General features: G+C 68.8%; 9 protein-coding genes. 5 read left to right on the forward strand and 4 right to left on the reverse strand.

The genetic code is table 11. The annotated features are described in order from the left end of the window. Positions 1-111: 111 nt before the first annotated feature. Genes Q0Z83_RS48990 through serA form a run of 4 tightly spaced genes read left to right on the forward strand, consistent with a single transcriptional unit; the run spans position 112 to position 5,102 of the window. Positions 112-1,941 carry an acetolactate synthase large subunit gene (locus tag Q0Z83_RS48990; protein WP_317790438.1) on the forward strand — a complete coding sequence of 610 codons (1,830 nt, stop codon included), beginning with the start codon at positions 112-114 and terminating at the stop codon, positions 1,939-1,941. Next, positions 1,938-2,456: an acetolactate synthase small subunit gene (gene ilvN / locus Q0Z83_RS48995; RefSeq protein ID WP_106316311.1), complete on the forward strand. Its 519-nt coding sequence runs from the start codon at positions 1,938-1,940 to the stop codon at positions 2,454-2,456. The genes Q0Z83_RS48990 and ilvN overlap by 4 nt, the downstream gene beginning before the upstream one ends. Positions 2,457-2,489: 33 nt before the next feature. Then, complete coding sequence (ilvC, locus tag Q0Z83_RS49000) at positions 2,490-3,503, forward strand: ketol-acid reductoisomerase (protein WP_317790439.1); 1,014 nt, start codon at positions 2,490-2,492, stop codon at positions 3,501-3,503. A gap of 30 nt (positions 3,504-3,533) precedes the next feature. Next, positions 3,534-5,102 carry a phosphoglycerate dehydrogenase gene (gene serA / locus Q0Z83_RS49005; RefSeq protein ID WP_317790440.1) on the forward strand — a complete coding sequence of 523 codons (1,569 nt, stop codon included), beginning with the start codon at positions 3,534-3,536 and terminating at the stop codon, positions 5,100-5,102. Here the strand turns inward: serA and Q0Z83_RS49010 are convergent. The 4 genes from Q0Z83_RS49010 to Q0Z83_RS49025 form a co-directional block, all read right to left on the reverse strand. Then, complete coding sequence (locus tag Q0Z83_RS49010) at positions 5,099-5,449, reverse strand: hypothetical protein (protein WP_317790441.1); 351 nt, start codon at positions 5,447-5,449, stop codon at positions 5,099-5,101. The genes serA and Q0Z83_RS49010 overlap by 4 nt on opposite strands. A 108-nt stretch (positions 5,450-5,557) precedes the next feature. Then, positions 5,558-7,387 (reverse strand): hypothetical protein, encoded by a 1,830-nt coding sequence (locus Q0Z83_RS49015; RefSeq protein ID WP_317790442.1) that lies wholly within the window; start codon positions 7,385-7,387, stop codon positions 5,558-5,560. Positions 7,388-7,457: 70 nt separating this feature from the next. Then, positions 7,458-9,314 (reverse strand): hypothetical protein, encoded by a 1,857-nt coding sequence (locus Q0Z83_RS49020; RefSeq protein ID WP_317790443.1) that lies wholly within the window; start codon positions 9,312-9,314, stop codon positions 7,458-7,460. Between the two features lie 43 nt (positions 9,315-9,357). Next, the gene (locus tag Q0Z83_RS49025; RefSeq protein WP_317790444.1) at positions 9,358-11,199 is read right to left on the reverse strand and encodes a hypothetical protein; all 1,842 of its coding nucleotides are present in this window, start codon (positions 11,197-11,199) and stop codon (positions 9,358-9,360) included. Between the two features lie 668 nt (positions 11,200-11,867). Here Q0Z83_RS49025 and Q0Z83_RS49030 point away from each other — a divergent pair. Then, positions 11,868-12,797 carry a hypothetical protein gene (locus Q0Z83_RS49030; protein ID WP_317790445.1) on the forward strand — a complete coding sequence of 310 codons (930 nt, stop codon included), beginning with the start codon at positions 11,868-11,870 and terminating at the stop codon, positions 12,795-12,797. Positions 12,798-12,834: the final 37 nt, after the last annotated feature.

Raw genomic sequence — 12,834 nt, forward strand, 5'->3', positions numbered from 1 at the left:
CCTCCCGGAGACTTCCCGGAGACCAGTGCGCTAGGTCCCGTGCATACCTGCACGAGGGCCTTTTTTGTTGCTCAAGTACCGGGACCGCTTACCGAAAAGGTCTGACTTGCCATGACGAGACCCACTCCTGAATCCCTCGCACACCGAGCCACTCCGGCCACCGTCGCGGCGGCCGTGAACACCGCTCCCGCCACCGTGGCCCCGGTAGCCACCACCGGTGCCGGCGCGCTCGTCCGGTCGCTCGAGGCGCTCGGGGTCGAGGTCGCGTTCGGCATTCCGGGCGGCGCGATCCTGCCGGCGTACGACCCGCTGTTCGACTCGAAGGTGCGGCACATCCTGGTGCGCCACGAGCAGGGCGCCGGGCACGCGGCCACCGGCTACGCGCAGGCCACCGGCAAGGTCGGGGTCTGCATCGCGACCAGCGGGCCGGGCGCCACCAACCTGGTCACGCCGATCGCCGACGCGTACATGGACTCGGTCCCGATCGTCGCGATCACCGGGCAGGTCGGCCGGCCGTACATCGGCACGGACGCCTTCCAGGAGGCCGACATCCAGGGCATCACCCTGCCGATCACCAAGCACAACTTCCTGGTGCAGAACGCCGAGGAACTGCCCCGCATCCTGGCCGAGGCGTTCCACCTGGCGCTCACCGGTCGCCCCGGCCCGGTCCTGGTGGACATCCCGAAGGACGTGCTCCAGTCGCAGACCACCTTCCAGTGGCCGCCGACGCTGGACCTGCCGGGCTACCGCCCGACGCTGCACCCGCACGGCAAGCAGATCCGCGAGGCGGCCCGGCTGATCGCCGCGGCCAAACGCCCGGTGCTGTACGTGGGCGGCGGCGTCCACAAGGCCGGTGCGACCGACGGGCTGCGCAAGCTGGCCGAGCTCACCGGCATCCCGGTGGTCACCACGCTGATGGGCCTCGGCGCGTTCCCCGACTCACACCCGCAGCACCTGGGCATGCCCGGCATGCACGGCACGGTCCCGGCCGTCTACGCGCTGCAGAAGTCGGACCTGCTGGTCACCCTGGGCGCCCGTTTCGACGACCGGGTGACCGGCCGGCTCGACTCGTTCGCGCCCGACGCCAAGGTGGTGCACGCCGACATCGACCCGGCCGAGATCGGCAAGAACCGGCACGCCGACGTCCCGATCGTGGGCGACGCCCGGCACGTGATCGACGAGCTGATCGCGGCGGTCTCCTCGTCCGCGGGCGGCACCGAGCAGTACGCCGCCTGGTGGGCCACGCTGAACGACATCCGCGAGCGCTACCCGCTCGGCTACGACGAGCCGACCGACGGCACGCTGGCCCCGCAGTACGTGATCGAGCGGATCGGCGAGATCGTCGGTCCGGACGCGATCTACTGCGCCGGCGTCGGGCAGCACCAGATGTGGGCGTCCCAGTTCATCAAGTACGAGAAGCCGGGCACCTGGCTCAACTCGGGCGGCGCCGGAACGATGGGCTACGCGGTTCCGGCCGCGATGGGCGCCAAGGTCGCGCAGCCGGACACCACGGTGTGGGCGATCGACGGCGACGGCTGCTTCCAGATGACCAACCAGGAGCTGGCCACCTGCGCCCTGGAGGGCATCCCGATCAAGGTCGCCGTGATCAACAACGGCAACCTGGGCATGGTCCGGCAGTGGCAGACCCTGTTCTACGACGGCCGCTACTCCAACACCGAGCTGGGCACCCACAAGCACCGGATCCCGGACTTCGTGAAGCTGGCCGAGGCGCTCGGCTGCATCGGCCTGCGGTGCGAGTCGAAGGACGACGTCGACAAGGTGATCAAGCAGGCCATGGAGATCAACGACGCCCCGGTGGTCATCGACTTCACGGTCGGCAAGGACGCCATGGTGTGGCCGATGGTCCCGGCCGGCACCAGCAACGACGAGATCATGTTCGCCCGGGACGTGCGCCCGACGTTCGAAGAGGACGACCTGTGACCAACAAACACACACTCTCGGTGCTGGTCGAGAACAAGCCCGGTGTGCTCGCCCGGGTGAGCGGGCTGTTCTCCCGGCGCAGCTTCAACATCGACTCCCTGGCGGTCGGCGAGACGGAGAACCCGGACGTCAGCCGCATCACGATCGTGGTCAACGCGGACTCGTCTCCGTTGGAGCAGGTCACCAAACAGCTCAACAAGCTGGTCAACGTCCTGAAGATCGTGGAGCTGGACCCGGCCCAGTCGGTCCAGCGCGAGCTCCTGCTGGTCAAGGTGCGTGCCGATCGGGCGCAGCGCGGCCAGGTGCTCGAGACCGTCGAGCTGTTCCGGGCGCGAGTGATCGACGTCGCTCCGGACACCCTGACGATCGAGGCCACCGGTAATCCCGACAAACTGGATGCGTTGCTGCGCGACCTCGAGCCGTACGGCATCAAGGAGATGGTCCAGTCGGGCCTCGTGGCCATCGGCCGCGGGTCTCGGTCCATCACCACGGGCCCGGCGCTCCGCGCCGCCTGACCTACGAAGCAAGCCACAGAGAAGAAGGAAGTCATGACCGCGGAAGTGTTCTACGACGGCGACGCCGATCTGTCGATCATCCAGGGCAAGAAGGTCGCCGTGATCGGCTACGGCAGCCAGGGTCACGCGCACTCGCTGTCGCTGCGCGACTCGGGCGTCGAGGTCGTGGTGGGTCTGCAGGAGGGCTCGAAGAGCCGCCCGAAGGCCGAGGAGCAGGGCCTCACCGTGAAGACCCCGGCCGAGGCCTCCGCCTGGGCCGACGTGATCATGGTGCTCGCACCGGACACCGCGCAGCGCAAGATCTACGCTGAGTCGATCGAGCCGAACCTGACCGCGGGCAAGGCGCTCTTCTTCGGCCACGGCCTGAACATCCGCTTCGAGCTGATCAAGCCGCCGGCCGACGTCACCATCGCCATGGTCGCCCCGAAGGGCCCGGGCCACCTGGTCCGCCGCCAGTACGTGGACGGCAAGGGCGTCCCGGCCCTGATCGCGATCGAGCAGGACCCGACCGGCGACGGTCAGGCGCTCGCTCTCTCCTACGCGAAGGCGATCGGTGGCACCCGTGCCGGCGTCATCAAGACGACCTTCAAGGAAGAGACCGAGACCGACCTCTTCGGCGAGCAGGCCGTCCTCTGCGGTGGCGCGTCCGCCCTCGTGCAGACCGGTTTCGAGGTGCTGACCGAGGCGGGCTACGCCCCCGAGATCGCCTACTTCGAGTGCCTGCACGAGCTCAAGCTGATCGTCGACCTGATGTACGAGGGCGGCATCGCCCGCCAGCGCTACAGCGTCTCGGACACCGCCGAGTTCGGTGACTACGTCTCCGGCCCGCGCGTGATCAACGCGTCGGTCAAGGAGGAGATGAAGAAGATCCTCGCCGACATCCAGTCCGGCGAGTTCACCCGCCGCCTGATCGCCGACGACGACGCCGGCGCGCCGGAGCTCAAGAAGTTCCGCGAGGAGGCCGCCAAGCACCCGATCGAGATCACCGGTGCGAAGCTGCGCGGCATGATGAGCTGGGTGGACCGGCCCATCACCGAGACCGCCTGATCTAGAGAAACGCCTCTAATATCGAGGTTCATGAGTCCAGTAGTGCTCGTCACCGAGGAACTGGCAGCGGCCGCACTCGACGTGTTGGCCGAGGACTTCGAGATCAGAGAGATCGACGGCACGAATCGGGCAGCGCTCCTCGGGGCGCTGCCCGATTCGCATGCGGTGATCATTCGCAGCGCGACGACCATCGACGCCGAGGCGCTGTCCGTGGCGGACCGTCTCAAGGTCGTGGCCCGCGCCGGCGTCGGCCTCGACAACGTCGACATCCCGGCCGCCACGGCCCGCGGTGTGCTCGTCGTCAACGCGCCCACCAGCAACATCGTGTCGGCTGCGGAACAGGCGGTGGCACTGCTGCTGGCGGTGGCCCGGCACACCGCGGCGGCGAGCGCCGCGCTCAAGGCGGGCGCCTGGCGACGCTCGGCGTACACCGGGGTCGAGGTGCACGGCAAAACCGTCGGGGTGGTCGGCCTGGGACGGATCGGCGTCCTGTTCGCGCAGCGCATGGCGGCTTTCGGGGTACGGCTGATCGCGTACGACCCGTACGTGCAGCCGGCCCGCGCGGCCCAACTGGGCGTGCACCTGGCCGGCCTCGACGAGCTTCTGCGCGAGAGCGACTTCATCTCGGTGCACCTTCCCCGTACCCCCGAGACCGTGGGTTTGATCGGAGAGAAGGAACTGAACCTGGTCAAGCCGGGGGTGCGCATCGTCAACGCGGCCCGGGGTGGGCTGGTCGACGAACGCGCGCTCGCCGAGGCACTGGCCGACGGGCGGGTGGCCGGTGCCGGACTCGATGTGTTCGAGACCGAACCGCTCACGTCCTCGCCGCTGTTCGCCCTGGACAACGTGGTGGTGACGCCGCACCTGGGTGCGTCCACGGTGGAGGCTCAGGACAAGGCCGGCCTGGCGGTGGCCCGCAGTGTGCGGCTGGCCCTACGCGGCGAGTTCGTGCCGGACGCGGTGAACGTGCGGGCCGGCGGCCCGCTCGACGAGGACGTGCGGCCGCTGCTGCCGCTGGCCGAGAAACTAGGCCGGGTCCTCACCGCGGTGGCCGGGCATCTGCCCGAGCGGGTGACCGTCGAGGTGCACGGCACCGCCGCCGGCCACGACGTCTCGGTTCTGGAGTTGGCCGTCCTGAAGGGACTGTTCGCCCCGGTGGTGAGCGAGCCGGTGACGTACGTGAACGCGTCCCGCCTGGCCGCCGAGCGTGGGGTCACAGTGCAGATGTCGGCCGTCGAGGAGTCCGGTGACCTGCTCCGGGTCCGTGGCGCTCTGCCCGACGGCCGGGCGGTGAGTGTCGCCGGGCGAGATGCCGCCAAGCTCGTCGAACTGGACGACTTCGACCTGGATCTGACCCCGGACGGAGTGCTGCTGTTCCTGCGGTACACCGATCGCCCGGGCGTGGTCGGCCGGATCGGCACCATGCTCGGCGAGGTCGGCGTGAACATCGCCGCCATGCAGGTCGCCCGCCGGGCCGCCGGTGGCGAGGCGCTGATGACCCTGACCGTGGACTCGCCTGTCGAACCGGACCTGCTGGCCCGGGTGGCCGCCGGGATCGGCTCGTCCCGCGCCGCCCTGGTCGATCTGCGAGCCGACTAGTACGCCCGGTATACCGAGCCGTCCTGCAGGTCGAGCAGGTCGAGATGGAACTGCGCGGCGTACTTCTCGATCATCTCGAGCACCACGTCGGCGCAGTTCTCGTCGAGTCGCATGTGGATGTGGTCGGCCTCGGCGTGCAGCGGAGCACTGGCCCATGGCGACCCGGGCTCCGCAGCACGTGGCCCGCGGTCCGGGTAGTGGCTGGTCACGGCGTCGTAGAAGGCGACGACGCGGGGGTCGGCGGCGCGCTGTGGATGATCACCGCGGAAGCAGCGCGCGTTCGCGGCCCGGACCGCGTCCTGATCCGCCGTCCGGTCCATGGCCCACACCACAAGGTCGAAACTCACCGGCGCATGGTGCCATCACCGGTGCCCTGCGTCATCAACCGGCCGTCCGACACGCGGATACGACAATGCCGGTGGGCGGCATGCTCGCCACCCACCGGCATTCATCGATCAGCCGGTGATGCTGATGTCGTCGATGTAGGCGCGGAACGCACCGGTCTCGGCCGCCTGGTCGTAGGCGACGTCGAGTCGCGTGACCGCCCGCCCGTTGAACAGCTTGCCGAGCGGGACGGTGACCTGGTTCCACTCGTTGGCCTTGAGCTTGCCGCACTGCTGGGCCGGGTGCGCCCGGTTGCCGTTCTGGTCGACGGCACCGGAGTCACGCAGGTTGGCGCCGTTGCTGAAGATCAGGTCCACGGCCACGCACGAGCTGTCACTCGGCAGCCAGTCGCCGGCGGACGGGAAGATCCAGTAGGACAGCACGGTGTTCTCGCCGACCATGACGCGGTCCAGGTTCATCGTCTGGAAGTACGCGTACGAGCGGGTCGCGTTCCGGTCGTTGCCGACGATCTGCAGCGCGTTGGTGCCGGTCCGGGCCTTCGTCGTGGAGAGGGCGGCCTCCGGAGCCTTCGCCAGGCAGGCGTCGTACGTCGCCTTGGCCTTGGCGTGGGCGGCCTTGGCGTCGGTGATCGCCTTCCGGGCGGCCGGAAGCTTGGCCGTGAGCCGCGCCTTCTCCGCTGCCGTGGTGGCGGCCGAGATCTCCATCTGCAGGAACGTCAGGTCCGCCTCGGCCTTGTTGACCTGCGCGTTGGCTGTGGTCACCTGGGCACTCAGCAGGCGCGACTGCATGGGCAGACAGTTGTCGACGTTCACCGGGCTACCGGGAACCGCGGTGTTCGTCCAGGTCAGTCCCACCTCGCCGGCCTCGAACCCGGTGATCAGGTCGAGGTCGAACTGTCCGACCCGGAGGAACTGGTCCAGCTCGGTGGCGCTACCGGCGAGCGCCTTGCGGGTGGCGTGCGCCAGGTTGTGGTGGCCGTTCTTGGTGGCTTCCGCGACGATGGCGTCGGCCTTGGCCACGTCGGCCTCGTACTTCTTGCGGATGGCGGCCTGGCGGTCGGCCTCGCGGGCCTCGTGGATGCCGGTGTGGATGTAGGCGTTCCAGTCGGCGGGCTCGCGACTGAGGACGGCACGCTCGGCGGCGCCGCGGACTTCGGTGCCCTGGGCGGCGTTCTCCCAGATGTAGGTGATGAAGTCACGGTCGCTGGCGGCGAGCATGCCGTCGGTGGCGTCGACGAGCAGGACGGCGAGCGCGCGTTTGCGGGCGGCCTCTTCGATCAGTTTGCGCCGGAGAGCTTCGTCGTGCTGGGTGTCGATCCGGATCTGCTCCTCCCGGTCGGCCTCGTGCGCGGCGACGATGCCGTCACCGAGGAAGGCGAGCTGGTCGGCGGCGGAGCCGTCATATGCGGTCTGTGCACCCGCTTTCACGCGCGGCCCGGCCTTGTCGCTCTTGCGGACCAGGTCGACGAAGTTCTTCACGGTCAGGCCGAGGTCGTCGGTGCTGACGGTCAGGCCGATGGTGAGGGCGGCCTTCTGCTTCAGCTCCCGCTCGACGCGCTCCTGCTCCTGAACCGCCAGCTCGTTCGCGACGTCACGCTGCTTCGCCGCGAAGACATCGGTACGGATGAAGAGCGTGCACGGGGTGGTGTCGCCCTGCTGAAGGACCACCGGGCTGGCGAACGCGTTGACCGCCGCGGCGCGGACCTCCTTGCGGTTCGCCTGGCCGTCGAGCTCCTCCCAGATGGAGATGGTGAGGTCGCAGTCCTTCTGGCCGGTGAACTTGGGCTCCGGCGGGATACCCAGGGTGTTGAGGGCCGCGGCCTTCTCCGCCAGTGTCGCTGTCGCGACGGCGGCGTGGGCCGGGGACGGGGCCATCGACGCGGCCAGCGCTACCACCGCCGCGGTGCCCACGAAGCCGGTCAGCCTCGTACGTTTGATCATCGTCTTCTTCCTTCGATGTGCACCGGGCCGGCCGGCGTCTGCCGGCCGGCCCGGTGAGGCGACAGCAGATTCAGTCGGTGATGGAGATGTCGTCGAAGTAGCCGCGGTACGAGCCGGTGTTCGGGTACTGGTCGTAGGCGATCCGCAGGGTGGTGATGGCCTGCCCGTTGAAGTGAGCGCCCAGGTTCACCTCGACCTTGTTCCAGGTCTCCGGCGTGAGCTTGCCGCACTGGAACGAGGGGTGCGCCCGGTTGCCCTTCTGGTCGACGGCCCCGGAGTCACGCAGTGTCGAGCCGTTGCTGAACAGCAGGTCGACCGCGACACAGGTGCTGTTGGCCGCGACGACGTGGTTGATCCAGCTGTTCGACTCGGGGTAGACCCAGTAGGTCAGCTTGGTGGTGGGCTTGACCGTGATGCGGGTCAGGTTGATCGCGTTGAAGTAGGCGTGCGACCGGCTGGTGCTCTGGTCGACGCCGTAGTAGCGGATCGCGCTGGTGCCGGTGTGCGCCCGCTCGTTGTTGACGACCGAGTTCTCCGGCTTCTTGGCGGCACAGGCGGCCTGCGCGGCGACCGCGGCGGCCTTGTTCTTCTCGGCGGTGGCGAGCTGGGCCTTCGTCGCGGCCACCTTCGCCGCCGCGGCGGCCCGGGCGGCGGTGCTCGACGCCGGGATCGCGGCGAGTGCGGCCTCGGCGGACCGCACACTGGCGGCGGCGGTGGCGACGGCCGCGGTGGTGCTGGCGACCTTCGTGGCGTGGGACTGGGTGTCGGCGATCGGGCAGGCGTTGACGCCCTGGATCGCGTCGCTCCACGCCGGGGTGTGACTCCAGTTCAGCGGGACCTCACCGGTCTCGAACCCGGTGACCAGGTCGAGGTCGAACTGCCCGACCCGGAGGAACTGGTCCAGCTCGGTGGCGCTGCCGGCCAGGGCCTTGCGTGCGGCCACCGCGAGGATGTGCTGACCCGCGGCGGTCGCCTCGGCGAGGACGGCGTCGGCCTTGGCCACGTCGGCTTCGTACTTCTTGCGCAGGGCGAGTTGGCGATCGGCTTCGCGGGCTTCGTGGATGCCGGTGTGGATGTAGTCGTTCCAGTCGGCGGGTTCGCGGCTGAGGACGGCACGTTCGGCGGCGCCGCGAACCGTGGTTCCCTCTTCGGCGTTCTCCCAGATGTAGGTGATGAAGTCGCGGTCGCTGGCGGCGAGCATGCCGTCGGTGGCGGCGACGAGCAGGACGGCGAGGGCGCGTTTGCGGGCGGCCTCTTCGATCAGCTTGAGCCGCAGCGCCTCGTTCTCTCCGGCTTCGATGCGGATCTGCTCTTCCCGGTCGGCTTCGTGGGCGGTCACGATGCCGTCGCCGAGGAAGGTCATCTGCTCCGCTGCGGAGGCGTCGTAGGCGGTCTGGGCGCCCGCTTTCACGCGGGTGCCGGCCTTGTCGCTCTTGCGGATCAGGTCGACGAAGTTCTTGACGGTCAGGCCGAGGTCGTCGGTGGTGATGGTGAGGCCGATGGTGAGGGCGGCCTTCTGCTTGAGCTCGCGTTCGATGCGGTCCTGCTCTTCGGCGGCGATCTGGATGGCGACGTCGCGTTGTTTGGCTGCGAACACGTCGGTGCGGATGAAGAGGGTGCACTTGCCGGCGTCGCCGGCCAGTGATGCCGGGTCGGTGTAGGCGGTGACCGCTGCGGTTCGTACTTCGCCGCGGAACTGCTGGCCGGCTAGGGCGTTCCAGATCTCGATGGTGAGATCGCAGTCCTTGTAGCCGGTGCGGACCGCGGTCGGCTCCAGGCCGAGGGCTCGCAGTGCCGCGGCCTTCTCGGCCAGGGTCGCGGGGGTTTCGGCGGCGTAGGCGGGTGCCGGGAAGGAGGTCGCGGCCAGCACGACAGCGGTGGCGGCGCCGGCGAGACCGGTCAACCTCGCACGCGTGATGATCTTCACGTCGGCCTTTCTGAAAAGTCGGATGCGCACTGGGGGTGTATGGTCAGTCGGCGATGCTGATGTCGTCGATGTAGCCGCGGAACGCGCCGGTGTTGCCCGGCTGGTCGTAGGCGATCTGCAGACCGGTGATCGCCCGGCCGTTGAACCCGGCGAGGCTGACCTCGACCTTGTTCCACGTCTCCGGGGTGAGCCGTCCACACTGGTGGGCGGGGTGCACCCGGTTGCCCTTCTGGTCGACCGCACCGGAGTCACGCAGGTTGGCGCCATTGCTGAAGGTGAGGTCGACGGCGAGGCAGGTGCTGTTGGCGGCGACCACGTGGCCCACCGTGGTGTTCGACTCCGGGTAGACCCAGTAGGTCAGCTTCGTGGTGGGCTTGACCGAGATCCGGCTCAGGTTCAGGGCCTGGAAGTAGGCGTACGACTGGGTGGCGTTCTGGTCGACGCCGTACACCCGGATGGCCTTGCTGCCGGAGTGGGCGCGTTCCGCGACGACGGAGTTCTCCGGAGCCTTGGCGGCACAGGCGGCCGCCAGCTTGTCCATCTCGATCTTGTGGTCCTGCGCGACCTGCAGGTTGAGCCTCGCGGTGATCAGCTTGGCCTGTGCGGCCACCTTCGCCGCGCCCGTCGCGGAGGCGACGGTGGCTTCCAGGTCCTTGACGGACTTCGTCTTGGCGGTGACGTTGGCGACGGCCTTCGCGACGGCGTCCTTGTACGTCGCCGTGTCGGCGAGCGAACAGGCGTTGACGTTCCGGATGGAACCGGTCCAGGCCGGGCTGTGCGACCAGTTGAGCGGAACCTCGCCGGTCTCGAATCCGGTGATCAGATCGAGGTCGTACTGGCCGAAGCTGACGAAGTCGCCGAGTTCGGTGGCGGAGCCGGCGAGCGCCTTCCGCGTGGCGATCGCGAGGACGTGGTAGCCCTCCTTGTCGGCCTGGGCCAGGACCTCCTCCGCCTTGGCCACGTCGGCTTCGTACTTCTTGCGCATGGCGAGTTGGCGGTCGGCTTCGCGGGCCTCGTGGATGCCGGTGTGGATGTAGGCGTTCCAGTCGGCGGGCTCGCGACTGAGGACGGCACGCTCGGCGGCGCCGCGGACCTCGGTGCCCTGGGCGGCGTTCTCCCAGATGTAGGTGATGAAGTCACGATCGCTGGCGGCGAGCATGCCGTCGGTGGCCGCGACCAGCAGCACGGCCATCGCGCGCTTGCGAGCGGCCTCCTCGATCAGCTTGAGCCGCAGCGCCTCGTTGCCGTGCGCAATCTCCTCGATCTCGATCATCCGGTCGGTTTCGTGGGCGGTCACGATGCCGTCACCGAGGAAGGCGAGCTGGTCGGTGTGGGTGCCGTCGCCGGCGGCCAGAGCGGCGGCCTTGACCCGGGTGCCGGCCTTGTCGCTCTTGCGGATCAGGTCGACGAAGTTCTTGACGGTCAGGCCGAGGTCGTCGGTGGTGATGGTGAGGCCGATGGTGAGGGCGGCCTTCTGCTTGAGCTCGCGTTCGATGCGGTCCTGCTCTTCGGCGGCGATCTGGATGGCGACGTCGCGTTGTTTGGCTGCGAACACGTCGGTGCGGATGAAGAGGGTGCACTTGCTGGCGTCGCCGGCCAGTGATGCCGGGTCGGTGTAGGCGGTGACCGCTGCGGTTCGTACTTCGCCGCGGAACTGCTGGCCGGCTAGGGCGTTCCAGATCTCGATGGTGAGATCGCAGTCCTTGTAGCCGGTGCGGACCGCGGTCGGCTCCAGGCCGAGGGCTCGCAGTGCCGCGGCCTTCTCGGCCAGGGTCGCGGGGGTTTCGGCGGCGTAGGCGGGTGCCGGGAAGGAGGTCGCGGCCAGCACGACAGCGGTGGCGGCGCCGGCGAGACCGGTCAACCTCGCACGCGTGATGATCTTCACGTCGGCCTTTCTGAGTTTCTGGGGGTGGGCGTACCGCGGGCACGGCGAAATCACGTGTCGGCGGTACGGAGGCAGCAGCCATCGTGGACACACGTCAGGTGCGCCGGACGGCTGTGTGAAAGAGAGAGTTCAGTTCCCCGGAGAGTCAGCAGACCCGGTGTGGCTCGTCTGGTGTTTCGGACACGGCGCGAGCAAGAACTGTGGAAATACGCATGTGGAACCCCGTGATTCGATGCGCGTCGCGTCCACACCGAGGTGTGGCCGGCCTTCCCCGTATGCCGGATGCGTCGCGGTCGCCGGATGCTATCGAAGTGATCGATGCGTCCGCAAGACCGGTCGTTACTCTCAGTTTCCTTTCAGAAAAACCCAGGGCGAGCGAATTCCTGTTCATGTGATTCAATGCCAGCGGCGCGAATCCATCGGTCCGGATGGATCGCGCCTTCGCGTTGCCGCTCGGTGCCTGGTGTTTCCATGCCTCACCTGCGGTAATGATCATTTTCGGGTTCCACGGGGGAGCTTGCATGCGCTCACGCGCTCTAGCTGCGGCGATGGCCGTAGTGACGTTGACTTCTGGCGCTGTGACTGGCGTCGCAGTCCCGGCCGCGGCGGGTCCGCCCGCGGTCTCCACGACAGCTGAATCAGCCGTCAATGACGCAGAGTACGATTTCGTGCTCTGGCTCGCCAACTATGACGAACGCGCCATGGTGCGCTCCACCGCATGGACCGCCCTGCTCGACGAGGATGTCGCGGCGGGCATTCTGCGGTTCTTCCAATCGGAATGGGAATACGCAGAGTCACTGGCGGCGGATGTCTCGGCGCGCAATACCGACTTCGTTAAGTACATCGTCGACACGTGCGTGCCGGAGTATTCACCGGAGGTTTGCGCCGCGGCCCGGGAGGCGTGGATCGCCTCTCCGGTCGAGCAGGAGGAGTTCGTCCGGTCCGGCTATGGCGCGGCCAAGGACCGCGACCGCCGGGTCCGGAAGGAGGACGGCGAGCAGGCCGCCGCACTGGTCGCGACCGACCGTGCGTACGTGGCGAACCTGCGCGATCACGACCCCGGCGCGCAGGTGAAACTCGCCGCGGCGTGGGCACTGCGGGCCGGCGCCGACGACGGTGACCTGGTGGAGTTCTTCAACCACGGCTGGGCGTACTCGGCCGGTCTCGACGTGCGGGCGCACCGCAGCGAGATCGCGGTCCGCGAGGCGACCTGGCGACGTGAGGTCGCTCGCCTGACCATCGAAGCGCAGAACGCCGAGGAGAAGGCCCGCACCGCGGCCGGCGAGGCCCTGGCTCAGGCCCGTGCCACCGCCGCCCGAGCCTGGGGTGGCATCGCGCAGAACGCCGGCCCGGCCAAGGTGGCGTGGCAGGACGCCGAGCGGGTCGCCCTCGGCCAGGCCGAGGTGTGGCGTCAGGTCGCGGCCGCAGCGGCCGCCGCCAAGACCGCCAACTGGAAGCCGATCCTCGACGCCTCCGGCGGCATCAGCGGTCAATGGGCCATCGACAGCCGTACGGCCGGCGAGCAGGCCACTTACTGGACGGACCTGTACAACAAGGCGCTGGCCGCCGAGCGCGCCTGGTCCAAGACGCCCGCCTGACCGACCTCCCGACTCGCGCTCCGAGGCCGTGTGGCCT

The sequence above is a fragment of the Actinoplanes sichuanensis genome (genome assembly GCF_033097365.1).
Taxonomy (GTDB): Bacteria; Actinomycetota; Actinomycetes; order Mycobacteriales; family Micromonosporaceae; genus Actinoplanes; species Actinoplanes sichuanensis.